We start from the raw sequence: 25,612 nt of genomic DNA on the forward strand, positions 1-25,612 counted from the left end.
ATCATTGCTATTTGCATGGATTTTGCGTATACTGGCATTGGGCAGCCAGGATGATGGTCAATCATTACCGCAAGTCCGCGCCCCAATTCACACCACAACGCCCATGCTACCCAGGCCACTGAAGACGATCGCAACGCCCACAGTCTGCAATTCCGTCGATCAGATGGCGCCCCGCAGCAGCGCAACCGTCCTCGGCCTGGTTGAGCCAGCGGGTGCGGGCGGTGAATCGGGTGTCGTGCGCCGCTTGGCTGAGCTGGGTTTTTTGCCCGGTGAAATAGTCACCGTCCTGCGACGTGGACCAGGCGGGCGGGAACCCATCGCGGTGCAAATTGGAGAGACGGTTTTTGCACTCCGAAGCCTTGAAGCCTCCTGCATCCAGGTCCAGAGTTGCGTTGTGGCGGGACAGCCATGAACCCAATGACGCCCATGGCTGCGCGCCAGTCCTACGTTGCGTTGGTGGGCAATCCCAACTGCGGCAAGACTGCGCTGTTCAACCTGCTCACCGGGGCACGCCAGAAGGTCGCCAACTACGCCGGAGTCACGGTGGAACGCAAGCAAGGCCATGCCCAGCTGGCCGACGGAGGTACCATCTCCATCGTCGATTTGCCGGGCACCTACAGCTTGAACCCCACGACCGCCGACGAGTCGGTGACGCATGATGTGCTGATGGGGCTTCGTTCTGGAGAAACACCGCCCGACGCCATCGTGGCCGTGGTGGATGCCACCAATTTGCGCATGAACCTGCGACTGGTGCTGCAACTGCGCGCGCTGGGCCAGCCCATGGTGGTAGCCCTGAACATGATGGATGTGGCGCGAGCGCACGGTCTGCAAATCGACGTGACGAAGCTCAGCGCCGAACTCGGTCTGCCGGTGGTGGAGACCGTCGCCATCGACAACAGCCTGCTCGGCAAGGGCATGGCGCGCTGGACAGGTCACGCTGTAGAAAATGGCCGCGAAGCCCTGCTGGCAGCAGCCCAGCAGGCCCTGGCAACCCAGACTCGGAAAATTGAGCGCCCCGATCCCTCCCACCAGGTGCCGCTTGACCAGCTGCTGCTGCAACAGCAGGTCAACCGTATCCTCGCCGTGACGGTCCCCAAAGCGCCCCGCATCAAGCGCTTCAACGACCGCATCGATGCCGTGGTGATGCACCCGGTCTGGGGACTGGTGCTGCTGTCAGCTCTGTTGATGATGATTTTTCAGGCGGTGTTTTCATGGGCCAACGTGCCGATGGACGCCATCAAGGAGGTCGTGGCCGCAATCGGCGACTTCATCCGGACAAACATGCCGGAAGGGATGCTGCGAAGCCTGCTGGTAGACGGCGTGGTGGCGGGCCTGGGCGGGGTGGTGGTGTTCTTGCCGCAAATCCTGATCTTGTTCTTCTTCATCCTGCTGCTCGAGGATTCGGGTTATCTGCCGCGTGCTGCCTTTTTGCTGGACAACGTGATGGGCAAGGTGGGCCTGTCGGGTCGCGCCTTCATTCCTCTCTTGTCCAGCTTTGCCTGCGCCATTCCGGGCATCATGGCCACCCGCACCATCCCGAACTGGCGGGACCGACTGGCCACCATCATGATTGCGCCGTTGATGACCTGTTCGGCCCGGCTGCCTCTCTACGCCTTGTTGATCGGGGCCTTCATTCCAGCACGTGATGTCGGAATGTTCAATCTGCAGGGCCTGACCCTGTTTGGCCTGTACGCTGCCGGCATTCTGTCAGCCATGGCGGTGGCCTGGATCTTCAAGCGCACCTGGATGAAAAGCAGCTACCAGCCGCTGATGCTCGAATTGCCCCCCTATCGCACGCCCAATTTGCGCAACTTGCTGCTGGGGCTGTGGCAACGGGCCGCCATCTTTTTGCAGCGGGTCGGCACCATCATTTTTGCCGTGATGGTATTGCTGTGGTTCCTGTCCAGCTTCCCCGGCCCGCCGCCGGGGGCCACTGGGGCCGCCATTCAATACAGCTTTGCCGGCATGCTGGGCCACGCGCTGGAATATGTTTTCGCCCCGATTGGGTTCAACTGGCAGATTTCTCTCGCGCTGGTGCCGGGCATGGCGGCACGCGAAGTTGCCGTGGGCGCCTTGGCGACCGTTTACTCCTTGTCGTCCACGGGCGAGGAAACGGCCCAGGCACTCGGGCCCATCATTGCCCAGGGCTGGTCCATGGCCACGGCCTATTCGCTGCTGGCCTGGTACGTGTTTGCGCCGCAATGCATCTCCACGCTGGTCGTGGTCAGACGCGAAACCAACTCCTGGCGCTACCCGGCCTTGATGGCGGCCTACCTGTTTGCCCTGGCCTACCTGGCATCGTTCATCACGTTTCGCCTTGTGACGGCACTCACGCACAATTGACCACCATGAACGCGCACTTCCTGTTTGACGTTTTCCAGTTTCTGGTGGTTGCTGCACTGGTCGTGGGTTGCGGCGTGTACTGTCTGCTCACGCTCGCCCCCGACATTGTCAAACGACCGTTGAGACAGCTGTTGCTGCGCTTCCCGCTCCCGGCCTTTGTCACAGCAAGGCTGCGGCAACCCACAGCCACCGGCGCTTGTGGTTCGAGTTGCGGCGGCGCCTGCCCCTCCACTGCCGCCACCCCACAAGCAGTGAAGTGGCATCCCCGGAAGCCCTGACGGCCAGGGATCACAGCACGACCCAATGGTTGTCAACGGCCATGGCGTCGGGCCATTTCAGAAAACCTGGCGCAATCGCCGGATGCCAGCGCCCTACCCCTCGGGATGCACCCAGCAGAACACCCTGCGGCTGCTTCGCCGGTCCCCAAGGCGCCAGCGCCCCCACCTCCTGCAAGTTCGCCACCACCACCAGATCAGCAGGCGCTTCTGGAGACCACTGCAGAGCCATGTTGGTGCGTTGGCAACTCAACACAAACCCGCCCTGCGGCCCGGCGGCAATATCCCCGGCATAGCCACCGCCTGCGGGCAGCATCGTTGGTGTCAGCAGCTTGTCACCGTCCCACACCGCCAGCACCGGGGAACTTCTGCGCAGCATCAGGTCGTCATGTTCGTTTTGCAGAGCGATGCCCAGCAGGGGCCTGTGGTTCCCTGACTCACCGGCATCAGGTTGCGGATGACTCCAGGCCAGATGCCGCATCCCCAGCCGCTGGTCTTTCAAACGCCATTGACCCAGTCGCTCACCAGTGACAGGATCCAGTCGGACCAGCGACGAATCCATCAAGTGCAGATCACGTTTCTTGTCCGCTTCGGCTCGAAGGATGCCGCCGTTGGCCACCATCAGCGCGCCAGTCGCATCCACCAGCAACTGGTGTGGCTCCACACCGTGCGTGCGCCACTGCGCGACCTTGCGCAGGCTGCGCCGCTCGCGCACACCGACCCAGCCCTGACCAGACAGGGGGTTGGTCTCGGCGGTGTAAAGCCACTCGCCGTCGGGACTGGCGCAGACATGACCGTCCAGTGTGCGCCCCTCGGCCTCGCTGTCCATTCGGTGCCATTGCACAACCTGACCCTGCGCATCGCAGCGCAGCAGCCACTGCCCCGGACGGCTGGCCACGGCGACAAAGCCACCGCCCGGCTCGGCCAAAAGGCCGTGGGCCCGGGTCGGCACCGGCACTGCGGACCTCACTTCAACAAGCCCGGCAGACCAATCGATCTGCAACAGGCCGACGAAATTACCCGGCACGCCGGCGCGGCTGCGCCAGGCAGCGGCCAGTGTGAGTGACTGAGGTGGCGCTGCGGGAATAGCCACTGGCTCATCCGGCGAGGCCTGTGATTTGGCAGGGGTCGACAACTGCGCTGCAGCAACGCCAGGCATCAGGGATGCAGCAAACGCCACCGAGGCGCCTTCCAGGAAACAACGTTTTTTCATCATGCAAGTTAAAAAATTAAAACACGATTGTAACTAATAACGATTCGCATTTATAATTAATCTGCATCACCAATTAAGCCAGCCACACCGCGCACTCGTTTGGCGTTTGCGGATTCAGCCAGCCAGCCACTCCCTGAACCTGACCACTACCATGTCCAAACGCTCAAAAATACAGCAAAAAAAGGCTCTAGCCCACGTGTCTATTGCACAGCCAGCTATTAAACTAATAGCAAAATCATCTCCCCTGCTTCCCTTGGGGGCCATGTTGCTGGCGGGCTCGATGAACGCCATGGCACAGCAAACCACCGCCGACCCGGACAAGACCCTCAAACCCGTCGTGGTCAAGGAAAAAGCCGAAGCACCCGAGGGCAAGGATGCCCTGCGCGCGACCACCACCACGATTGGCAAGGGCAAACAGCAACTGCGCGACATTCCCCAGTCGGTGACCGTTGTGACTGAAAAGCTGATTGACGACCGCAACCTGGACACCGTCAAAGAGGCGTTGAAGAACACCAGCGGCATCTCCTTCCTGGCGGCAGAAGGCGGCGAGGAAGACATTCGGCTGCGCGGCTTCTCCCTGCAAGCCACGGGCGACGTCTTCATTGACGGCATGCGCGATCCGGCGTTTTACGAGCGCGACACCTTCAACCTGGATCGGCTGGAAGTACTGCGCGGCTCCGCCTCGATGCTGTTTGGCCGCGGCTCCACCGGCGGCGCGGTGAATCAGGTCAGCAAACAGCCCCGCACCATGGACGAAAACGAAATCTCGATCACGGCGGGCAGTCACAACTACCTCCGCGCCACGGGTGACTTCAACATCCAGACAGGCGAAAACGCCGCGCTGCGCATCAACGCGATGGCAACCAGGGCCGACAACAATGGCGCTGGCAGCAGCCTGGACAAAAAAGGCATCGCCGCCACCTACCGCTTTGGCATTGGAACAAGGGACGAGTTCTCTGTAGGCCTTTACGACCTGCAAAACAACAACGGCATGAACTACGGCATGCCGTGGATCCGGCCCACCGCCGCATCCCCGGTATCAGACACAACGCTCATCGACAAACTCGATCCCAGCGCCTACTTTGGCATGGCCAGCGACTACAACGGCGGCAGCGCCCAGCACGTCACCGCCAGCCATACCCACCGCTTTCAGGATGACAGCGAACTGAAAACGTCCGTCCGTAAAGGAAGCTATGAGCGCGACCAGCGCGCTGGCACGGTGCGTCTGGCCAGCGGCACCAACCTGGCCAACTTCTCCGGCGCCACAGTGTTGAATCGCGGCACCCAATTGAAGATCCAGGACATGGACACGCTGTATCTGCAAAGCGACTACAGCGCCAAGTTCAAGGCACTGGGCCTGCAGCACGAACTGCTGGCCGGTGCAGACTTTGCCGATGAAAAGCGCCAGGTGTACGCGGCCCGCACCGCAGCCCAAGGCGGCGTCAACCTGACCAAGCCCAGCACGACCGCGGGCACGCCGGATGACGGCGCGTCCATCAATGAATCGTCCCGCGTGCTGCGCCAGACCAATCAGTTCGACTCCACCGGCTACGGCCTGTACGTGCAAGACCTGGTGCAGGTGGCGCCGCACTGGAAACTGCTGGCAGGCCTGCGCTATGACAACCTGACGGGCGACTACAGCACTTTCGCCATTCCCAACAACGCGGCGGGCCCCGTCACCACCACCAGCTATTTGATGAAGGTGTCCGAGATCAGCAAACGGGTGGGCGTGCTGTACCAGCCCAATGAGTTGCAGTCCTACCATTTCTCGGCTGCCACCTCCTTCAACACCTCGGGTGAAGCGTATTCACTCAGCGCCAACAACCAGGATATTCCACCAGAGCAAAGCATCAACCTGGAGCTGGGCGCCAAGCTCGATTCGGCCGACAAACGCTTCACCACCCGTCTGGCGCTGTTCCGCTCGACCAAGCTGCATGAACGCAACACCGACCCGCTGGTCAATCTGGTGACTCTCTCGGGCAAGCGCCATGTGGCAGGCTTTGAAGTGGATGTGGCGGGCAAGCTCACACCGCAATGGGAGATCTATGGCTCCTACATGTGGATACCCGAGGCCAACATCGACATTGGCGTGGCCGGCTCGGAGGGCCAGGGCACGCGCCCCTCGCTCACCCCGGAGCACAGCGGCACGGTGTGGAATACCTACCAGCTCACCTCGCAGTGGCGCGTAGGCCTGGGTGTGAACTTCCGCGGTGAGCAGACACCGATTCGCAACCCCGGCTGGACGGTAGACAGCTACGTGACCGCCGACCTGATGGCGGAGTACAGGATCAATGACCGGTTCACGCTCAAAGGCAATGTGAGCAACATCACCAACAAGCTGTACGCGGATGCGCTCTACACCGGCCACTACATTCCGGGGGCTGGCCGTACCGTGCAACTGACCCTCAACGCCAAGTTCTAAACCCTTCAAGCCAACGCCATGCTGCTCCACATTCCCGACATCCTGACTGCTGATGAAGTGCGCCACGCCCAGAACCTCCTGGCCAGCGCACCCCGGGGCGATGGACGGCCGGGCGCGGGCGTGCAGGCGGCCCAGGTCAAGAACAACGAGCAGCTGCCGCATGATTGCGACGCTGCCCGTGACATACGCGCCATGGTCCTGCGGGGGCTGGACGCCAATCCGCTCTTCTTTTCGGCGGCCTTGCCCAAACGGGTGTTTCCGCCGCGACTGAACCGCTACGGCGGAGACAGCAATTACTACGGCAACCATATTGATGGCTCCGTGCGGTACTTGCCAGGTACCGGCCAGCGCGTTCGCACCGATGTGTCGTGCACGGTGTTTCTGTCCGACCCAACCGACTACGAGGGTGGCGAACTGTGTATTTCAGACACTTACGGCGAACAAGCCGTCAAGTTGCCGGCCGGTCACATGGTGCTGTACCCCGGCACCAGCCTGCACCAGGTCAAACCCGTGACGCGCGGCCACCGCCTGGCCTGCTTTTTCTGGATTGAGAGCATGGTGCGCAGCGACGAGCAGCGTCGCCTGCTGTATGAACTGGACATGAACCTGCTGCGCCTGCGTGAGCGCCATGGTGAAACCGCCGAGACCACCGGGCTGACCGGCACCTATCACAACCTGCTGCGCATGTGGGCCGACACCTGACAATGCATTGCCGACCTGCGCGCACAGCCAGCAGAAGCGACACAAAATCAAACCCAATTGTTGCAAATGCGATTCATTCTCATTTATAATAAATACCATTCACAATCAATCGATGCATATGGAATTCGTCGCAACACTTGGCGCCAGCCTGGCCTTGGTCATTTGCTCGGCGTGCTGGATTTTTCGCAAGTAGCCACGTCCTGATGCGAGGCTGTAAGCTTCTAAACTATGGTTTTATCTGAACGCCCCCACAATTTTCCCGGCATGAACCGAAACGTCATCATCGCCCTCAGCGTGGTCGTTTTTCACATCGCCGCGTTATGGGCTCTGCAAACGGGTTTGCTGCGCCGCGCCGTCGAACTGGTAGTGCCGGCAGAAATCCTGAGCGAGTTCATTGAGCCCCCCGCGCCCAAAGTCGCGCCCCCACCGCCGGCGCCCCCGGTAGCCGTCAGACAGCCAGTCGCCAAAGCGCCGGTTCCGGTCCGGACCGTTGCCCCCCAGCCCATCGCCATTGCCGACCCGACGCCCTCACCCAATGCGCCGGCCGGCGTCACGGCACCGCAGCCGAGCCTCCCCGCAATTGCCACGCCCGTCGCCGCGGCGCCGCCCGCGCCTGCCCGGGTGGAGTTGCCATCAAGCGACGCCGACTACCTGCAAAACCCCAAGCCACCCTACCCGGCCTTGAGCAAACGGCTGGGCGAACAGGGCAAGGTCGTGGTGCGTGTGCTGATCGGCGTGGACGGCACGGCGCAAAAAGCAGAAATCCAACAGTCCAGCGGTTTTGACCGGCTGGATCAATCCGCGCTGGCCACGGTGATGCGCTGGCGTTACGTGCCGGGCAAGCGCGCGGGCATACCTGAAGCGATGTGGTTCAACGTGCCCATCAGCTTCGTTCTTGAATAGTTCATTTATCTTTTCTCTGGAGTTCTTTATGGAATCACAACTCGGCCTGGTCAATGTCTGGACCCAGGGTGACTGGGTCACGAAAACCGTGGCTTTGGTATTGCTCACCATGTCGCTGGCTTCCTGGATGGTCATCGTCCTCAAGGCCCTGGACATCCTGAAATACAAAAAACTCGCCGGACGGGCCGAGGACTTCTGGCACAGCGAAGACTTTGCCGCTGGCCTGGCCCGACTCGGAGGCGACGACAGCAGCCCGTTTCGTCAGCTGGCGCTGGCCGGGCGTGAGGCCACGGCCCATCACCGCAATACCAAGGTGCAGCTGCACGACACCCTGGACGCCAGCGACTGGATCACGCGCAGTCTGCGCAACTCGATCGACGACAGCACGGCGCGCCTGCAGTCGGGCCTGGCCGTATTGGCGTCGGTCGGCTCAACCGCCCCGTTCGTGGGCTTGTTCGGTACGGTCTGGGGCATTTATCACGCGCTGCTGGGCATTGGCGCAGCAGGACAAGCGACCATCGACAAGGTGGCCGGCCCCATTGGCGAGGCGCTCATCATGACCGCCCTGGGCCTGGCCGTGGCGATTCCGGCCGTCCTGGGCTACAACGCGCTGGTGCGGGGCAATAAATCCATCCTGACCAAACTCAACCGCTTCGCCCACGATCTGCACGCCTACTTTGTCACCGGTGCCCGCGTCGGCAGCGGTGACGGCAAAGTCGTGCCGATGAAGAAGGCTTAAGGGGACCATCATGGCTTTCGGAACACAGGACGAACCCGATGAGGTGATGAACGAGATCAACATGACGCCCCTGGTGGATGTCATGCTGGTGCTGCTCATCATCTTCATCATCACCGTGCCGGTCATGAAGCACGCGGTCAACGTGGACTTGCCGCGCGCCACCAATCAGGCGCAGGAGGTCAAGCCGCAGACCATCCGCCTCAGTGTGGACGCGCAAGGCAGCTACTACTGGAACGAGGCGCGCGTGGACGACGCCAGCCTGCCCGCCCTGCTGGAGGCCGAAGCGGCGAAGAACCCGCAACCCGATCTGCACATCCGGGGCGACAAGGACGTGCGCTACGAGCGCGTGGCACAAGCCATGGCGGCTGCGCAGCGCGCCGGCATCAAAAAGATCGGCTTCATCACCGAACCGAAGAACTGATTTCAGGCCTGATGATGCAATCCCGCGCCCCGGCTCCAGAACCCGCCTCCCATCTGGCTGGCACCCCAGCCGGCCAGTCTCCCGCAGCACGGCCCGTCGCCGTTCACAGTACCGACCTGTTCAAGGGCCAGAAGTCTGTCGCGATTGAGCACAACGGTTGCGTCTACCGGCTGCAGACAACCAAGCTGGGCAAGCTGATTTTGACGAAATAGGGCCTGAGCCCTCGTCCAATATTGGTATATTGCTATCTTATTTATAGCAATTTACTTATCACCCTCTCGATGCTTGCGGCACAGTCCGCAAGCCCTTGTCGCTTACCGGGATTGGGTTCTGACTGGCCTGAACGATCTGTCGGAAGAACCACAAGACCTCCCGATTTCCGAAACCGAGAAAGCAACAGGCCAGTTCAATAGCTTTTTCCTATAAATAGTTTTAATTTATTGAACGACCATTTGCATAGTCACTCGCTATAATTTGTGCAACGCAGCAATCAAACGCTTCACGTTATTTTTTCTTCAACCTCAAAGGAGTTTTCTCATGTCCCTTATCAACACCGAAGTCGTACCTTTCAAGAACGAAGCCTTCCACAACGGCAAGTTCGTGACCGTGACCAACGAAACCCTCAAAGGCAAGTGGAATGTGTTCATTTTCATGCCCGCCGCGTTCACCTTCAACTGCCCGACCGAAGTGGAAGACGCTGCTGACAACTACGCCGAGTTCCAGAAAGCCGGTGCCGAGGTCTACATCGTGACGACCGACACCCACTTCTCGCACAAGGTGTGGCACGAGACTTCCCCCGCTGTGGGCAAGGCCAGGTTCCCGCTGATCGGTGACCCCACCCACAAGCTGACCCGCGCGTTTGACGTGCACATCGAAGAAGAAGGCCTGGCGCTGCGCGGTACCTTCATCATCAACCCCGATGGCGTGATCAAGACCATGGAAGTCCATTCCAACGAAATCGCCCGCGACGTCAAGGAAACCCTGCGCAAGCTCAAGGCTGCCCAGTACACCGCCGCCCACCCCGGCGAGGTGTGCCCGGCCAAGTGGAACGAAGGCGCCAAGACGCTGACGCCCTCGCTGGATCTGGTTGGCAAGATCTAAGCCTTCCTGCACAGACGGCAGAGCGCTCTGAGCGCTCACCAAGCCGGACAGCGTCAGGGCGCCCAGCGCCTTGCCGTCCGGCTTTTTTATAAGCAAAAACAGCCTCTAGCCCTTGCGGTATATGCGCAAGCAGCTATCAAATCAGTAGTAATAGGAAACCATCATGCTCGACGACACTCTTAAAACCCAGCTTGCAGCCTATCTGGAACGCGTGGCATTGCCGATCGAGATGGTGGCGTCCTTGGGCGACGACGACAACTCCGCGCAAATGCGCGATTTGCTGCAGACCATCCAGGGCTTGCGCAGTGACAAGATCACCTTGCGTACCGATGGCCAGGATGCGCGCAAGCCATCGTTCACCCTGCAGCGTGCCGGCACTGCCACTTGTCTGCGCTTCGCGGGGCTGCCCCTGGGCCACGAATTCACCTCCCTGGTGCTGGCCTTGCTGTGGACGGGCGGCCATCCACCCAAGGTCGAACAGGATGTGATTGATCAGATCAAGGGACTGGACGGCGACTTCAATTTTGAGGTCTACATGTCCCTGACCTGCCACAACTGTCCCGATGTGGTGCAGGCCTTGAGCCTGATGGCGATCCTGAACCCGAAGGTCAAGACCACCGTGATTGAAGGCGGCGCCTTCCAGGACGAGGTCAAGGCCCGCGAGATCATGGCCGTGCCCATGGTCTTTCTCAATGGCCAGGTTTTCGGTTCCGGCCGCATGACGGTGGAAGAAATCGTGGCCAAGCTGGACACCAACGCTGCGGCCAAGGATGCTGCCAAGCTCTCGGCCAAAGATCCCTACGATGTGCTGATCATCGGCGGCGGCCCTGCTGGCGCAGCCGCGGCCGTGTACGCCGCCCGCAAGGGTATTCGCACGGGGGTGGCGGCCGAGCGCTTTGGCGGTCAGGTGAACGACACGCTGGCGATTGAAAACTACATCTCGGTGCTGGAAACCGATGGCCCCAAGTTCACAGCCGGGCTGGAAGCCCAGGTCAGGCACTACGGCGTGGAGATCATGAACCTGCAGCGGGCCGACAAGCTCATCCCCGCCAGCGAGCCGGGTGGCCTGATTGAGGTGCAACTGGCCAACGGCGGCTCGCTCAAGTCCAAAACGGTCATCCTGTCCACCGGCGCGCGCTGGCGCAATGTGAATGTCCCGGGTGAAGACCAGTACCGCAACAAGGGCGTGGCCTACTGCCCGCACTGTGACGGCCCCTTGTTCAAGGGCAAGCGCGTCTCGGTGATTGGCGGCGGCAACTCGGGCGTGGAGGCGGCAATCGATCTGGCCGGCATCGTGGCCCACGTGACGCTGGTGGAATTTGCCGACCAGTTGAAGGCCGATGCAGTGCTGGTGAACAAGCTCAAGAGCCTGTCCAACGTCACCATCCACACCAATGCGCAAACCACCGAGATCACCGGCGACGGCCAGAAGGTGAATGGCCTGAGCTACAAGGACCGCGCCACGGACGAGGTGCACCACGTGGCACTCGAAGGAGTGTTCGTGCAAATTGGCCTGGTGCCCAACACCGAGTGGCTCAAGGGAACACTGGAGTTGAGCAAACACGGCGAAATTGTGGTGGACGCCAAAGGCCACACCAACCTGCCCGGCGTGTTCGCCGCCGGTGACGCCACCACCGTGCCTTACAAGCAGATCGTGATTGCGGCTGGTGACGGTGCCAAAGCAGCGCTGAGCGCGTTTGACTACCTGATTCGCACACCGATACTGGAAGCAGCCTGAGCGTCGGGTGGGTGGGGTTGATTGCGAGGCTACTGCCGGTTGCGTTCAGGCGCAGTCGGCAAGCGCCACAACCAGGCCCCCACCACCACGCAGCAAGCCATGGGCATCCATCGCACAGGGGTGGGCAATGTCCACCACGTGATGCCGGAGCTCAGGATCATCATGACAGTGGCAAACTGCTTGGCCCGCAGGGGCACGGCGCGGTTGGTTCGCCAATCGCGCACCATGGGACCAAAGCGGGGATGGGTCAGCAACCACCGCTCGTAGCGCGCACTGCCACGGGAAAAGCAATACGCCGCCAGCAAAACAAACGGTGTGGTCGGCAACACGGGCAACACCATGCCGATGACACCGGTGCTCAAGGACATTGCGCCGCAGAGCAACCAGATCCAGCGCTGACGCGACACGATTGTTGCGGCTTGTCGCACGGCGCCCTGATCAGTGGCAGTCTGGCAAATTGTCAGAGGCCAATCGCCGCAATACCCGCCTTGGCGATCTGGGCATCTTCGGTGGACTTCACGCCACTGACGCCGACGGCGCCCAGGCACTGGCCATCCTTCATGACCGGGACACCGCCTTCCAGCAGGCCCTTGATGTCAGGTGCGCTCAGAAACGAGGTGCGCCCGCCGTTGATGACATCTTCATACACTTTGCTTTCGCGCCGGCCCAGCGCGGCCGTATGCGCCTTGGCGGGCGCAATGTGGGCAGAAATCGGGGCGGCGCCGTCCAGACGCTGCAACCACAGCAGATGACCGCCGTCGTCGACGATGGCGATGGTCACCGCCCAATTGTTTTTCAATGCTTCAGCCTCGGCGGCAGCCGCGATGGCTTTGACATCCGACAATTCCAGCACAGGTTTGTTTTTCATGGGGTAAGCCCTCGTTTTGAACAGGAATCGAGCATAACGGCAGTCGGGCTCAGGTTTGCGGCGATTGCGGTTGAAATTATCCTTACAAAAAGTAGGCACCCGGGGGGAATGGTTTTCGCGCAAGCCCTTGATACGTCCTAGAATCCACCCCATCTGCACCTTGCAGACATTGAAGGAGTTTGACTATGACTGACAACGTTCAATCAATTGACCGCGGCTATGGCTATGTTGCCTCCGCCGAGCAACGCAACAAAGTGTTGCGCAATACCTATTGGCTGCTGGCTTTGAGCCTGGTGCCGACTGTTCTGGGTGCTTGGCTTGGTGTCGCGACCGGCATCACCCAGTCTCTGGGCGGTGGCTTGGGGCTGATTGTGTTTTTGGGCGGTGCTTTCGGCTTCATGTATGCCATAGAGAAGACCAAGAACTCAGCGGCTGGCGTGCCAGTATTGCTGGGATTCACGTTCTTCATGGGCTTGATGCTGTCGCGCATGATTGCCATGGTGCTGGGCTTCAAGAACGGCCCGGATCTGATCATGACCGCCTTTGGTGGCACAGCTGGCGTGTTTTTTGTGATGGCCAGTCTGTCCAGCGTCATCAAACGTGACCTCTCCGGCATGGGCAAGTGGTTGTTTGTCGGCGCCATGGCGGTGATGATCGGCGGCATCATCAATGTGTTTGTCGGATCGACGGCTGCCATGATGGCGATCTCGGTCGCGGTGATCGGGATTTTCAGCGCCTACATGCTGTACGACCTGAAACGCATTGTGGACGGCGGTGAAACCAACTACATCAGTGCCACGCTGGCGTTGTACCTGGACATCATCAATGTGTTCCAGGCCTTGCTGGCCCTGCTGGGCCTCGCTGGCGGCGAACGCGACTAATCTGCTTTGCGCCGATTGAAAAAAGACCCTTCGGGGTCTTTTTTCTTTGCTTATCCCAAGCTCACGGTACTCAATCCGGTGCAGAACTTGCCGATATAGACGATATCGACACCATCCATCCGCCAATCCCATGACCCTGCGCCTGCTGATCACCGCTGTCGCCCTGCTGCTGGCAGGCTGCGAAATCCCCGGCATGGGGCCTGACCCGAGAATCGCCCAGCGCGAGGCCGAGGCCAAGGCCATTGGCGGCGCCTGCCGGCATGGGCTGCGCAGCATTGAGGACTGCTACAGCCTCAATGACGGCGCATCGAAAGCCGACATGTTCACGGGCTGGAAAGAGATGGACCAGTACATGCGTGAAAACAAGATTGAGGGCGTTCGCGCCACGGTGGCCACGGCCGCGGCGGAAGAAGAGATCGTAGAAGACCCGAAGCCGAAGACCGAGGCCAAGGAGAAATCACCTGAAAGCAAGCCCAGAAGTGTCGTCAAGGCGGGCGCCAAATCGACCGACAAGCCTTCAACAACGACGCACTGAAGTCAACCCTCGAGGTTCACGCCCGTTGCGCGTTCACATCTCCAGGTCAAACACCGCCATGCTCTCCACGTGGGCCGTATGGGGAAACATGTTCACCACGCCCGCAGCGGAGCATCGATACCCCGCCTGATGCACCAGCAAATCAGCGTCTCGCGCCAGCGTCGCCGGGTTGCAGCTCACATAGACAATCCGTTTCGGCTGTGACCAGGCCTCGGCACCAGCCGTTGGAGGATTGGCTACCGGATCCAGCTTTTGCTGGTGCAGGGCCACTAGGGCCTGGACCAGGGCAAACGCCCCGTCTCGCGGGGGATCCACCAGCCATTTGTCTGCCACCCCGTCTGCAATCAGCATAGCCGGAGTCATTTCGAACAGGTTTCTTGCTACAAACTTTGTAGCGCATAGCGCTTGTTCGACGGGGGCTAGCGCCTGATTTATCTTGAAGTTCTCGCGCGATCGCGCCACCAGGGTATCGCTGCCCTCCACGCCCAGGACCTCCCGCGCCTGGGTTGCGATGGGCAAGGTGAAATTGCCCAAGCCACAGAACCAGTCGATTACCCGTTCGCTTTTTTGTGCATTCAACAGCCGCAACGAACGGGACACCAGAACCCGGTTGATGTGCGGGTTGACCTGTGTGAAGTCGGTCGGCCTGAAAGGCATATGGATGCCGAACGCTGGCAGGTCGTAACTCAACTCCTCGCCGCCTTCAACCAGCAGATGCACCGTCTCTGGCCCCTTGGGCTGCAGCCACCATTGCACGCCGGCATGATGGTCGGCAAAGGCACGCAGCTTGTCCAGGTCACCCAGGCTCAGAGGCTCCATGTGGCGCAACACCAGCGCGATCACCGTGTCACCGCACGCCAATTCGATCTGTGGACAGGTGTCGATCGCATCCATCGACGTGATCAGCGCACGCAGTGGCAGCAACAAGGCGCTCACCTGGGGCGGCAGCACGGGGCACTCCTTCATGTCGGCCACATAGCCGCTCTTGCGTTCATGAAAGCCGACCAGCACCGCGCCCTTCTTGCGCACGTGACGCACCGACAGCCGTGCCCGGTAGCGGTAGCCCCAGGCTGGGCCTTCTATTGGCCGCAAAATATTGTCGGCCTTGACCTTGCCCAGATGCCACAGGTTGTCCTCCAGCACCCGCTGCTTGACGGCAACCTGCGCCGCCACATGCAGATGCTGCATCTTGCAGCCACCACAAGCGCCTTCATGCAGACCAAAATGAGGGCAACCGGGGCGGACGCGTTGCGAGGACTCCCGGTGCACCTCAGTCACGATGCCCTGCTCCCAGTTGTTCTTCTTGCGGTGCACAGTGGCACTCACCACTTCAAACGGCAGCGCGCCTTTGATAAAGACCACCTTGCCATCAGCCCTGTGTGCAACACCTTGCGCTTCCATGTCTAGCGACTCGACCAAAAGCCAGTCGGGGTGCATATTCTCGGTAGTTTCAATTTCGTCAGTCATACCTCAATTGTCGGTGACGACGAGGCGGAGGCCGCACCACCGGCGGGCCCCTGAATCTTTGAATCAAGAAAATTGTTTTGATTTGCAGCAACAATTACTGATATAAACCAGTTTCACAACCAAATTGGCTGCCCCTGACCCCGGCTCCAGTGCGTTGAGGCCCTGAACACGCCTCGTTAACCAGTCTGTGAGCGCCCAATGGGCACCGCAGACACCATAACGAATAGTCCCCAACCAGGACTAACAAGACCGTGTTCAAGCTGCCTGTAATTTCCAGTCTCCAGATTTCCGATTTGTCGCCAAGGCGCAACTCCGGCCTGTGCATGCCCTTGGCGACCAGCCTGGCGGCATGGGTCAAAGGAGCCCAGCCATGAGAACCAATCTTCCCGTCACGCAGCACGAATACCAGTTCCCCGGCAGTGAGACCCTGCTGTCCACCACGGATACCGCCAGTCACATTTCCTACGCCAACGCGGCCTTCATCCGCACCAGTGGCTACAGCACTGACGAACTGATGGACCAGCCGCACAACCTGGTGCGCCACCCGGACATGCCGGTCGAGGCATTTGCCGACATGTGGCGCAGCCTCAAGGAGGGCCAGTCCTGGACGGCGCTGGTCAAGAACCGCCGCAAGGACGGTGACCACTACTGGGTGCGCGCCAACGCCGCGCCAATGCGTCGCAACGGCCAGGTGGTGGGTTATCTGTCGGTGCGTACCAAGCCCGCACGCGCCGAAGTCGACGCGACCGATGCGCTGTACCGTCGTTTCAAGGAAGGACGCGCCTCCGGCATTGCGTTTCATCGCGGCCTGATCGTTCGCACCGGCGTGATGCGCTGGGCCAGTGCGCTACAGCTATTGCCCGCAGCCTGGCGCGTGCGCCTGCCATTGCTGGGCGCAGGCGTCGCCATGGGTGCGACCCTGGCGGCGTCCGGCCTGGCTGGTGCAAGCCTGGCGGCGGTGGGCGCGGTGGTGGCGGTCAGCCTGCTGCTGGCTGATCTTTTCATCGAGGCGCAGGTAACCTCGCCCTTAAAGAAGATCCTGGGCGTGGCGCAGCAGGTGGCCAGCGGTGAGGCGGGCGAGGATCTGAACTTCAACCGCTGCGACGAAATCGGGCTGATTGCCCGCGCCATCAACCAGGCTGGGCTGAATCTGCAGTCCCTGGTGTCTGACGTCTATGAGCAGGTGTCCGGGGTTCGGGTGGCCAGCCAGCAGATTGCAGCGGCCAACAATGACTTGTCAAGCCGGACCGAACAGACAGCGTCCAGCCTGGAACAGACGGCGGCAGCCATGGAGCAGCAGACCGCCACCGTACGCCAGAACGCCGACACGGCGCAGCAGGCCAGCCAGCTGGCCAATGCCGCCACTGAAATCGCCACCAAGGGCGGTGAGGCCGTGGCCAACGTGGTGTCCACCATGGCCTTGATCTCGGGGTCGAGCCGCAAGATAGCCGACATCATCAGCGTGATTGACGGCATTGCCTTCCAGACCAACATTCTGGCGCTCAACGCCGCTGTGGAAGCGGCCCGGGCCGGTGAGCAGGGGCGCGGTTTTGCCGTGGTGGCCAGCGAGGTGCGCAGTCTCGCCGGGCGCTCGGCGGCAGCGGCCAAGGAAATCAAGGGGCTGATTGATGACTCGGTAGAAAAGGTCGAAGGCGGTTCGCGCCTGGTGGCCGATGCCGGCCAGACCATGACCGAAGTGGTGAGTCAGGTCAAACGCGTCAATGATTTGATTGCCGAGATCACGGCCGCCTCCAAGGAGCAGACCATTGGCATCTCGCAGGTGGGCCAGGCGGTGGCGCAGCTCGACGAGATGACGCAGCAAAACGCCGCCATGGTGGAGCAGAGCAGCGCCGCTGCCAACAGCATGAGCGACCAGGCCCAGCGCCTGGTCGAGGCAGTGAAGGTGTTTTCGGTTTAGGAGACCGTCACTGTCGCCTCCTCCACACCCGCAGCAAGAACATAGAATTCACACAGATGCAGCAGGAGCACTCTCACCCTTATCAAAACGCCATCGGCTGGACCTTGCTGGTGCTGGCGGTGCCACTGCTGTGGTGGGTGTCGCACCCGGTCCGGCAGATCGTGATCGAGCCGATGACGTTTGTGTTCTGGCACAGCGTGATCGAACTGTTCGCGGTGGTGGTGGCGATGCTGGTCTTTGTCACCGGCTACCGCGCCATTTTGTCGGCGCGCAAGGGAGCGGTGGTGTTGCTGGGCGTGGCATTTTTCGGCGTGGGCCTGCTCGACTTCCTGCACACCATGAGTTATGCCGGCATGCCCGATGCCGTGACCGCCAACAGCCCCCAGAAATCCATTTTCTTCTGGCTGGCTGCGCGCATATTGGCTGCCACAGCCTTGCTGGTGTACGCCATGCTGCCCACGGTGCCGGAGATCACAAAGCAGAAAAAACGTCTCGCCCTGGCCTTGATGCTTGCGGTGGTCGGCCTCCTGGGTTATGTCGGGCTGTACCGGCAGGACGACATGCCTGCGCTTTTCATTCAGGGGACCGGCCTGACGCCCCTGAAGATCGGGCTGGAGTGGCTGATCGTGACGCTGAACCTCGCGACGATCACGGTGCTATGGCATCGCCGCGAGCAGTTGGCACATGAATGTCTCATGGCCCTGGGCTTTGCAGCGGCCCTGTCGGCCGTCTCAGAACTTTTTTTCACCATGCTGGGGGTGATTGACAAAGATGGTGCCAATGCGCTTGGCCACCTTTACAAGGTAGCCGCCTATCTGTATTTGTTTCATGCCACCTTCAATGAGGCCCTGCGTCGCCCGCTGGAGCGGCTCGAAGTGCAGTCCCTGCGGGAAAGCGTGACGCTGAACGCGGCGCCCGATGGCGTTTTGTGGGTTGACGATACCGGGCGCATCTTGATGGCCAACCCCGCCACGGAAACACTGACAGGCTACTCAGCGGCCGAGCTGTTGGGGCAAAACGTGGACATCTTCCTACCCGAGCACTTGCGGGCGCGCCACGCGCAATCGATGCGGGGCTATTTCATGGCGCCGCAGTCCCGCGCCATGGGCTTGATGGATCTGAAACTGCTGCGTCGCGATGGCCGGCTGCTGCCGGTGGACATCTCTCTGGGGCACTGGGACGACGAGGGCACGCCCCACGCCATTGCCTATGTCCGCGACCTGACCGAACGCAAGAAATTTGAAGAGGCGCTGCGGCACCAGGCGACCCACGATGAACTCACCGGCCTGCCCAACCGCTGGTTGTTTCGTCTGCACCTTGGCCAGGCTTTGGCGCGCGCCGGGCGTACCGGTCAGCGTGTGGCGGTGCTGTTTCTCGATCTGGATTATTTCAAAACGGTGAACGACAGTTTTGGCCACGCCACCGGTGACGCCCTGCTGGTACAGGTAGGCAGCCGTATCAGCAGTGCCTTGCGCGAAAACGACACGCTGGCACGCCTGGGCGGGGATGAGTTCGCCATTTTGCTGTCCGACCTGGCGGACGTGGATGAAGCGGTGAATGTGGCCGCCAAGCTCCTCACGTCGCTGCAGGCCTCCTACCGGCTTCAGAACCAGGATGTGTATTCAAGCGGCAGTCTGGGTCTGGCGTTTTACCCGGATGATGCGCAGGACAGCGACACCCTGCTGCGCTATGCGGACATGGCCATGTACCAGGCCAAACAATCCGGGCGCGGCGCCTATGCCTGCTATTCAATGGACATGGACCGCCGCGTACACGAAGACATGCGGCTGCATACGGGGTTGAAAGAAGCCCTGGCCCAGGGGATTTTGGAGTTGCACTATCAGCCGCAGGTGGACGTGGAGAGTGGGGCCATCGTGGGCGCGGAGGCCCTGTTGCGCTGGCGCGACCCCGAACTGGGCGACGTGTCACCGGCACGGTTCATTCCGGTGGCCGAGGCCACAGGTTTGATCTTGCCCTTGTCGGACTGGGTGCTGGACACGGCGTGCCAGCAAATTGCGGCCTGGACTCAGGCTGGAACGCCGCTGCGGGTGGCAGTCAATTTTTCGGCGCAGCAATTTCGCCAGCGCGACCTGCCTGATATGGTGCGCGCAGCGCTGGAGCGCACCGGTGCGCAGGCCGAATGGCTGGACATTGAAATCACTGAATCGGTCGCCATGACCCAGCCCGAGCAGGCGGGCGAACAACTCCATGCCCTGGTGGCACTGGGTTGCCGCGTGGTGCTGGATGACTTTGGTACCGGCTATTCATCCCTCGCCTATCTCAAGGCCCTGCCGGTGAGCAAGCTCAAAATCGACAAGAGCTTCATGGACGGCATCCCCGACGACGCCGGCGATGCCACCATTTCCCGAGCGATCATTGCCCTCGCTCACAGCTTGGGGATGACACTGGTCGCCGAGGGCGTGGAAACCGATGATCAGCTGGCGTTCTTGCGCCAGTATGGTTGTGAGGTTTACCAAGGCTGGCTGTTTGCCAAAGCCATGAAGGCGAGGGATCTGACCGCTTTGATGCTCAAGTCCAGGCCTTCAGATACTGATCCCAATGCGCCTCAGTGGGCGCCAGATTTCCCAGTGTGTCTTTGACCAGTGCAATCTCCTGCTCGTACTCGTTCTCCAGCAGGCCGCCCCGCATTTTCTGGAATCTGCAATACAGCAGGTAAGTGTTCATGACGTCGGTTTCGCAGTAACGACTGATTTCGTCCAGCTTGCCCTCCAGGTACGCCGGGTAGACGGCCGAGCCGTCCATCCCCAGCTTGCCGGGGAATCCGCAGAGCCTGGCCATGGCGTCCATCGGCGCGTTGTTTTTTGGCTGGTACCTCGCCAGCAGATCCATCAGATCAAGATGCCGCATGTGGTAACGACTGATGTAGTTGTTCCATTTGTACTCGCGGTCATCCTCACCCATGTCCCAATATTTGTCAGCCACCACGCCGTGCTGCAGCCCGCGGTAGTGCAGCACGGGCAAGTCAAACCCACCGCCGTTCCAGCTCACCAGTTGCGGCGCATGTTTTTCCAGCGTATTGAAAAATGTCTGGATCACCTTGCCCTCGCTGTGACCGTCCTTGTCCACGAACGAATGAACACGCAAGCCTTCGGCGTTGCGAAATACCGCGCTGATCACCACAACGCGTTGCAGATGCAAGGGCATGAAGTCGCTTTGCCCTTTCGCCTTGCGCTCTTCCAGCCAGGCGCCATAGATGTCGGCGTCACTCACCTCGGGCGAATCACCCCGCAAGACCCGCAAACCCGCCACATCAGGAATGGTCTCGATGTCGAAGACAAGAACCGGCCAGCTCATCGATTGCACCTCAAAGCAGAGCTTCCCGTGTGATGCCGCGTCGCGCCAGGTACCGCTTGAGCTTGACCAGCGCCTCGTTCTGGACCTGTCGCACGCGCTCACGGGTCAGACCCAGCCGCGTACTGAGCACGTCAAGCGTCTCGGGTTCACGGTCATGCAAACCAAACCGCCCTTCCAGAATTTCTTTTTCGCGTTCCGACAGGGTGCCAATCCATTCCTCCAGCAGGCGCTCCACCTCGTGCGCTTGCGTCACACCGGAAGGATCGACGGTGAGTTCATCAATCAGTGAATCCGACAGCGTCTGAGTTTCATCCGAGCGGTCCATGGCAGCGTCCAGCGACTTGGGCGTCTCAGCCAGGGCCAGCAAGTCGGCCACGCCGGCCGTGTCGCGACCCAACAAGGCGGCAATGTCTTCCACCCGAATGCCATCGGGTCGCCGCGCCACAAAGCCGGCATCGTTCTCCAGAGCCCGTCGCGCACGCAGCACCTGCTGCAGTTCCCTGACCACGTTCACGGGGAGACGCACCGCTCGTCCCTGGTATATCAAGGCACGCTCCACGGATTGGCGAATCCACCAGGTGGCATAGGTGGAGAAACGAAACCCGCGCTCGGGTTCAAACTTGTCGATGGCATGCATGAGACCGAGGTTGCCCTCCTCGATCAGGTCCGACAAGGGCACGCCGCGCCCCAGATACGCCTTGGCGATACTCACGACCAGGCGCAGATTGTGTTCAATCATGCTTTGGCGCGCAGCGAAGTCGCCAGCCCGCGCCCTGGTGGCGTACTCGAACTCTTCTTCTGCGGTGAACAGTGCGGTGCGGCGGACGTTGCGCAGATAGGCGGTCAGCACGTCACTCGACTCGCCTGCGACCTCCGCCGACAACGCAATCTCTGAAGACGCTTGATCCGCTACAAAATCAATAGCTACCGGCGCAATATCGACGGGGGCTGGAGGCAGATTCTCCAGATAATCTGGCACGCCGCGTGTCTGGTGTCTGGCCGCTACGCCATTGCCATTCACCGGACGTTTTTTCACGGCATGTTCCCATCACCTGGCTGGCAGGTACTTCGCTGGATCGACCGGCTTGCCTTGTCGGCGCACTTCGAAATGGAGCTTGACGCGATCTGCATCGCTGCTGCCCATCTCTGCAATCTTCTGCCCTTTGCGGACCGACTGATCCTCTTTGATCAACAGGGTCTGATTGTGCGCGTAGGCCGTCAGGTACGTGTTGTTGTGCTTCAGGATGATCAGGTTGCCGTAGCCGCGCAGACCCGCCCCGACATAGACTACTCGGCCATCCGCTGCTGCCACCACAGGGTCTCCCGCCGTGCCCGCAATATCCAGGCCCTTGTTCTTGACCTCGTCAAACCCGGCCAGCACGGGGCCGTTGGTCGGCCATATCCAGGCAATCTCATCTTCACCCGTCGCGGCGGCGGGCGCAGGCGCCGAACTCGCCGGTGTCGGCGCTGCTGCTGCCGGCTTCTCCGCGCTGGCAGCCGGGGCCGGCACGCTTGCGACCGATGTGGCGCTGGCCTGGGTCACGGGCTTCGCCACCACACCGCTGGCGGTCACAGTCGCCGTAGGCGGCACCACGCGCAGTACTTGCCCCACTTCCAGACGATTGGGGTTCTCCAGGTTGCTCCAGCGTGCGATGTCCTTGGCAGCCTGCCCGTGATCCAGCCCGATTCGAATCAGCGTGTCACCCGGCTTCACCGTGTAATAGCCAGGCTTGCCGGCATTCTCAAATCCCGGTGGCTGCTTGACCGCCTGTGTCGACGGGTCCATTACTGCGGATCTGCCCGCGCCAGTGCCCCGGTCTTCCACCGGCGCGCGATTAAGCGCCCTGGAGCCACACCCGCCCAGCAACGCGCCAACCACCACCAATGCCAGAACCGAGCCCAGCCGACCACTTAAACCATACATAAGACATCCCTTCATGCGACCCCCGATTTTAAAGGGACAAAGTGAACCGCCTCAAGAACAGTCTGGCGCACACCCTGGGCGGTCTTGTCGATCACCAGAAGCGCCTGCTGTCGCGCCGAGGCGGAACCCGCGGACACAGGTGCCACCAGTCGCCCACCAACTGCCAGTTGATCGACCCAGGCCTGGGGCACCGCTTCACCACCGGCAGCAGCAATGATGGCCGCATAGGGTGCGCCCCTGGCGTAGCCGACCATGCCGTCCCCAAACAGAAGATGCAGATTGGGCAGACGCAAGTGCCGCAGATTGTCGCGGGCCTTGTCGTGCAGGCCGCGAAGGCGTTCGATGCTGTAGACCTCGTCCGCCAGCAAACTCAGTACGGCCGCCTGATAGCCGCATCCCGTCCCTATTTCCAGTACGCGTCCCAGTCTGCCGGAAGCACCATTGCGCAGGAGTTCAGCCATGCGCGCCACCACACCGGGCTTGGAAATGGTCTGACCCAAGCCAATCGGCAGGCTCGTGTCCTCATACGCCTGATTGACCAGGGCACTGTCCACAAAGCGGTGACGCTCAATGGACCCCATGGCAAACAGCACCTGAGCATCACCGACACCTTGTCCGGCAAGCATGCGCACCATGTTCATGCGCACCGCATTGGAATCCTGGCCGCCCCCGTGGGACTGCACTCTGACTGGTGGCCTGGCTGTCGGACCCGGCGCCGGATGCGCATGCCCCGGCGCTCGATTGCCCTTGGGTTTGCCACCCGAAAAATCAAGTCGGGCGGGAAAAGGTGGGCGTTCTTTCATGGGTGCGTCATGTCTGTGCAGTCGGATGCGGGGTCGGGTGGGCAGGACCCGCCATCCTGGCAGCGGTCTGGGCCCAGTAGCCAAGGCGATCATGGTCGGTCAAATCGACCTTCAGTGGCGTCATCGAGATGTGGCCATGCGTGGTGGCATGGAAGTCAGTACCCTCGGCCTCGTCCAGGATGGGTCCTGCAGCGCCGATCCAGTACATGGTGTCGCCCCGCGGACTGACCTGGGTAATGACGGCCTCGGCGGCGTGACGACGGCCGAGCCGGCACAACTTCACATGACCGATCTCGCCAAAAGGCAAATTCGGAATGTTGACGTTGAGCAGCCACGGGCTGCTGCCAATCAGATTTTGACTTTCCATCTGCAAGACCAGATCGCGCGCCTTGAGAGCAGCCGACTCCAGATGCCCCCAATTTTTCTCAACCTGGGAAAATGCAATCGCAGGTACGCCGAACAGATACCCCTCCATCGCGGCGCCGACGGTGCCGGAATAGATGGTGTCGTCACCCATATTGGCGCCATTGTTGATGCCCGAGACCACCAGGTCCGGCCGGTATCCCAGCAATCCGGTGAGCGCAATATGGACGCAGTCAGCGGGTGTGCCATTGATGTAGCGAAAACCATTGCTCGCGCGGTTGACATACAGCGGGGAATGCAGGGTCAAGGCGTTCGATTTGGCGCTGTTGTTGTGTTCCGGTGCAATCACCTCCACATCGGCCACGTCCTTCAGAGCCTCAAACAGCGCCACGATGCCAGGCGCCTGGTAGCCGTCGTCATTGGAAATAAGAATCTTCATGTTCAAGCAGAGTTGAGCTGAATTGTAGGTGGCCGACCAGTCTCGCCGGCAGGGTCACGCGTGAGACATTTTCCAGAGCGGCTAACCTCTATGATTCGCGCAACTTCTTTGGAGAACTCCCCATGCATGCCTGGCTTTGTGAAAACCCCGTGGGCGTAGATGCCCTGACCTGGAAAGAAATGTCCACCCCGCAGCCCAAGGCCGGCGAGGTGCTGATTGAGATCAAGGCTGCCAGCCTGAATTTCCCGGACCTGCTGATCGTGCAGAACAAATACCAGATGAAACCACCGCTGCCATTTGTGCCGGGCTCCGAATATGCGGGCGTCGTGCAGGCGGTAGGCGAAGGCGTTACCCACCTGAAAGTCGGCCAGCATGTGGCCTGCCTGTCTGGAACTGGCGGCTTTGGCACCCACACTCTGGCGCCCGCGGCACTGTGCATGCCACTGCCCCCGGGTTTCCCTTTCGTCGATGCCGCCGCCTTCATCATGATCTACGCCACCTCGTACCACGCGCTGGTGGACCGTGCCCAATTAAAGGCCGGTGAAACCGTCCTGGTTCTGGGCGCCGCGGGCGGCGTGGGAACTTCGGCCATTCAGATTGCCAAAGCCATGGGGGCCACGGTCATTGCAGCGGCTTCGACCGATGAAAAATGCGCCTTGTGCAAGTCAATCGGGGCCGACGCCACCATCAACTACACCACAGAGAATCTGCGCGAGGCCGTGAAGACACTGACCGGCGGCAAAGGCCCCGACGTCATTTATGACCCGGTGGGCGGCGATTTTGCCGAACCGGCTTTCCGGTCCATTGCCTGGCGCGGTCGCTACCTGGTGGTTGGCTTTGCGTCAGGGCCCATCCCGGCCCTGCCCTTCAACCTCGCGCTGCTCAAAGGCGCGTCCATTGTGGGCGTCTTTTGGGGCGATTTCGCCAAACGCGAACCCAAAGCCAATGCAGCCATGATGATGGAATTGGCCCAGTGGTACGGACAGGGCAAGATCAAGCCTGTGATTGACCGCACGATGCCAATGGCGGACCTCAAGGCCGCCTTTGCGCACATGGGCTCCCGGGCCGTCAAAGGCAAACTGGTGATGGTGAACTGACTGGACTGACGTCAGATCTTCAGACAAAAAAATGCCCACTTGATGTGGGCATTTTTTATGATTTGGGGTGGCTGATGGGGCTCGAACCCACGACAACAGGAATCACAATCCTGGACTCTACCAACTGAGCTACAGCCACCGTAGA

The 25,612-nt window shown here is 60.9% G+C and carries 25 protein-coding genes and 1 tRNA gene; 16 read left to right on the forward strand and 10 right to left on the reverse strand.

Annotated elements, in window-relative coordinates; genetic code table 11:
* Positions 1 to 163: 163 nt before the first annotated feature.
* From Q7T10_RS17645 to Q7T10_RS17655, 3 genes are read left to right on the forward strand one after another with little or no spacing between them, the layout of a single operon-like run.
* Positions 164 to 412, forward strand: coding sequence for a FeoA family protein (locus Q7T10_RS17645; RefSeq protein ID WP_304750749.1), 249 nt, complete (start codon positions 164 to 166; stop codon positions 410 to 412).
* Positions 409 to 2,343, forward strand: coding sequence for a ferrous iron transport protein B (feoB, locus tag Q7T10_RS17650; protein WP_304750751.1), 1,935 nt, complete (start codon positions 409 to 411; stop codon positions 2,341 to 2,343). Before Q7T10_RS17645 ends, feoB begins: the two co-directional genes overlap by 4 nt.
* Positions 2,344 to 2,348: 5 nt before the next feature.
* On the forward strand, positions 2,349 to 2,621 hold the full coding sequence (locus Q7T10_RS17655) for a hypothetical protein (protein WP_304750753.1): 273 nt from the start codon (positions 2,349 to 2,351) through the stop codon (positions 2,619 to 2,621).
* A gap of 10 nt (positions 2,622 to 2,631) precedes the next feature.
* On the opposite strand, the gene Q7T10_RS17660 is transcribed toward Q7T10_RS17655, so the two are convergent.
* Positions 2,632 to 3,831 carry a DUF1513 domain-containing protein gene (locus Q7T10_RS17660; RefSeq protein ID WP_304750755.1) on the reverse strand — a complete coding sequence of 400 codons (1,200 nt, stop codon included), beginning with the start codon at positions 3,829 to 3,831 and terminating at the stop codon, positions 2,632 to 2,634.
* Positions 3,832 to 4,093: 262 nt separating this feature from the next.
* Here Q7T10_RS17660 and Q7T10_RS17665 point away from each other — a divergent pair, with 262 nt between their 5' ends.
* The 8 genes from Q7T10_RS17665 (at position 4,094) to ahpF (ending at position 11,857) form a co-directional block, all read left to right on the forward strand.
* Positions 4,094 to 6,253, forward strand: coding sequence for a TonB-dependent siderophore receptor (locus Q7T10_RS17665; protein ID WP_304750827.1), 2,160 nt, complete (start codon positions 4,094 to 4,096; stop codon positions 6,251 to 6,253).
* A gap of 18 nt (positions 6,254 to 6,271) precedes the next feature.
* On the forward strand, positions 6,272 to 6,955 hold the full coding sequence (locus Q7T10_RS17670) for a Fe2+-dependent dioxygenase (protein WP_304750757.1): 684 nt from the start codon (positions 6,272 to 6,274) through the stop codon (positions 6,953 to 6,955).
* A gap of 264 nt (positions 6,956 to 7,219) precedes the next feature.
* Complete coding sequence (locus tag Q7T10_RS17675; RefSeq protein WP_304750759.1) at positions 7,220 to 7,858, forward strand: energy transducer TonB; 639 nt, start codon at positions 7,220 to 7,222, stop codon at positions 7,856 to 7,858.
* A gap of 28 nt (positions 7,859 to 7,886) precedes the next feature.
* The gene (locus Q7T10_RS17680) at positions 7,887 to 8,597 is read left to right on the forward strand and encodes a MotA/TolQ/ExbB proton channel family protein (protein WP_304750761.1); all 711 of its coding nucleotides are present in this window, start codon (positions 7,887 to 7,889) and stop codon (positions 8,595 to 8,597) included.
* 10 nt (positions 8,598 to 8,607) lie between these two features.
* Entirely contained in the window at positions 8,608 to 9,018 is a 411-nt protein-coding gene (locus Q7T10_RS17685) for a biopolymer transporter ExbD (protein ID WP_304750763.1), read from the forward strand.
* A gap of 14 nt (positions 9,019 to 9,032) precedes the next feature.
* Entirely contained in the window at positions 9,033 to 9,230 is a 198-nt protein-coding gene (gene hemP / locus Q7T10_RS17690) for a hemin uptake protein HemP (protein WP_304750764.1), read from the forward strand.
* 325 nt (positions 9,231 to 9,555) lie between these two features.
* Positions 9,556 to 10,119, forward strand: a complete 564-nt coding sequence (gene ahpC / locus Q7T10_RS17695) for an alkyl hydroperoxide reductase subunit C (protein WP_304750766.1) — start codon at positions 9,556 to 9,558, stop codon at positions 10,117 to 10,119.
* 163 nt (positions 10,120 to 10,282) lie between these two features.
* A complete protein-coding gene (ahpF, locus tag Q7T10_RS17700; RefSeq protein WP_304750768.1) occupies positions 10,283 to 11,857 on the forward strand; it encodes an alkyl hydroperoxide reductase subunit F in 1,575 nt (524 codons plus the stop codon).
* Between the two features lie 29 nt (positions 11,858 to 11,886).
* On the opposite strand, the gene Q7T10_RS17705 is transcribed toward ahpF, so the two are convergent.
* Both Q7T10_RS17705 and Q7T10_RS17710 read right to left on the reverse strand, forming a co-directional pair.
* Positions 11,887 to 12,285: a YbaN family protein gene (locus Q7T10_RS17705; RefSeq protein ID WP_370653788.1), complete on the reverse strand. Its 399-nt coding sequence runs from the start codon at positions 12,283 to 12,285 to the stop codon at positions 11,887 to 11,889.
* A gap of 32 nt (positions 12,286 to 12,317) precedes the next feature.
* Entirely contained in the window at positions 12,318 to 12,725 is a 408-nt protein-coding gene (locus tag Q7T10_RS17710; RefSeq protein WP_304750769.1) for a heme-binding protein, read from the reverse strand.
* A 185-nt stretch (positions 12,726 to 12,910) separates the two neighbouring features.
* Here Q7T10_RS17710 and Q7T10_RS17715 point away from each other — a divergent pair, with 185 nt between their 5' ends.
* Together Q7T10_RS17715 and Q7T10_RS17720 are read left to right on the forward strand one after the other, a co-directional pair.
* Positions 12,911 to 13,606, forward strand: coding sequence for a Bax inhibitor-1/YccA family protein (locus Q7T10_RS17715; RefSeq protein ID WP_304750771.1), 696 nt, complete (start codon positions 12,911 to 12,913; stop codon positions 13,604 to 13,606).
* A 130-nt stretch (positions 13,607 to 13,736) separates the two neighbouring features.
* Positions 13,737 to 14,141, forward strand: coding sequence for a hypothetical protein (locus tag Q7T10_RS17720; protein WP_304750773.1), 405 nt, complete (start codon positions 13,737 to 13,739; stop codon positions 14,139 to 14,141).
* Between the two features lie 33 nt (positions 14,142 to 14,174).
* Here Q7T10_RS17720 and rlmD read toward each other — a convergent pair whose 3' ends face one another.
* Positions 14,175 to 15,608: a 23S rRNA (uracil(1939)-C(5))-methyltransferase RlmD gene (gene rlmD, locus Q7T10_RS17725; RefSeq protein WP_304750775.1), complete on the reverse strand. Its 1,434-nt coding sequence runs from the start codon at positions 15,606 to 15,608 to the stop codon at positions 14,175 to 14,177.
* Positions 15,609 to 15,978: 370 nt separating this feature from the next.
* On the opposite strand from rlmD, the gene Q7T10_RS17730 reads away from it, so the two are divergent.
* Positions 15,979 to 17,526 (forward strand): PAS domain-containing methyl-accepting chemotaxis protein, encoded by a 1,548-nt coding sequence (locus Q7T10_RS17730; protein WP_304750777.1) that lies wholly within the window; start codon positions 15,979 to 15,981, stop codon positions 17,524 to 17,526.
* Between the two features lie 56 nt (positions 17,527 to 17,582).
* A complete protein-coding gene (locus Q7T10_RS17735) occupies positions 17,583 to 20,126 on the forward strand; it encodes an EAL domain-containing protein (RefSeq protein ID WP_304750779.1) in 2,544 nt (847 codons plus the stop codon).
* Here the strand turns inward: Q7T10_RS17735 and Q7T10_RS17740 are convergent.
* Genes Q7T10_RS17740 through surE form a run of 5 tightly spaced genes read right to left on the reverse strand, consistent with a single transcriptional unit; the run spans position 20,056 to position 24,370 of the window.
* Positions 20,056 to 20,841, reverse strand: coding sequence for a 3'-5' exonuclease (locus Q7T10_RS17740; protein ID WP_304750781.1), 786 nt, complete (start codon positions 20,839 to 20,841; stop codon positions 20,056 to 20,058). The genes Q7T10_RS17735 and Q7T10_RS17740 overlap by 71 nt on opposite strands.
* A gap of 10 nt (positions 20,842 to 20,851) precedes the next feature.
* Positions 20,852 to 21,877, reverse strand: a complete 1,026-nt coding sequence (locus Q7T10_RS17745) for a sigma-70 family RNA polymerase sigma factor (RefSeq protein ID WP_370653789.1) — start codon at positions 21,875 to 21,877, stop codon at positions 20,852 to 20,854.
* Between the two features lie 12 nt (positions 21,878 to 21,889).
* Positions 21,890 to 22,765 (reverse strand): peptidoglycan DD-metalloendopeptidase family protein, encoded by an 876-nt coding sequence (locus tag Q7T10_RS17750; RefSeq protein ID WP_304750783.1) that lies wholly within the window; start codon positions 22,763 to 22,765, stop codon positions 21,890 to 21,892.
* Positions 22,766 to 22,776: 11 nt separating this feature from the next.
* The gene (locus Q7T10_RS17755) at positions 22,777 to 23,568 is read right to left on the reverse strand and encodes a protein-L-isoaspartate(D-aspartate) O-methyltransferase (RefSeq protein ID WP_304750785.1); all 792 of its coding nucleotides are present in this window, start codon (positions 23,566 to 23,568) and stop codon (positions 22,777 to 22,779) included.
* Between the two features lie 7 nt (positions 23,569 to 23,575).
* Entirely contained in the window at positions 23,576 to 24,370 is a 795-nt protein-coding gene (gene surE / locus Q7T10_RS17760; RefSeq protein WP_304750787.1) for a 5'/3'-nucleotidase SurE, read from the reverse strand.
* A gap of 122 nt (positions 24,371 to 24,492) precedes the next feature.
* Between surE and Q7T10_RS17765 the strand changes: the two genes are divergently transcribed.
* The gene (locus Q7T10_RS17765; RefSeq protein ID WP_304750789.1) at positions 24,493 to 25,467 is read left to right on the forward strand and encodes an NADPH:quinone oxidoreductase family protein; all 975 of its coding nucleotides are present in this window, start codon (positions 24,493 to 24,495) and stop codon (positions 25,465 to 25,467) included.
* Between the two features lie 63 nt (positions 25,468 to 25,530).
* Here Q7T10_RS17765 and Q7T10_RS17770 read toward each other — a convergent pair.
* Positions 25,531 to 25,606: transfer RNA gene (locus Q7T10_RS17770), tRNA-His, on the reverse strand.
* Positions 25,607 to 25,612 lie beyond the last annotated feature (6 nt).

The sequence above is a fragment of the Rhodoferax sp. genome (assembly GCF_030646845.1).
GTDB lineage: Bacteria > Pseudomonadota > Gammaproteobacteria > Burkholderiales > Burkholderiaceae_C > Rhodoferax.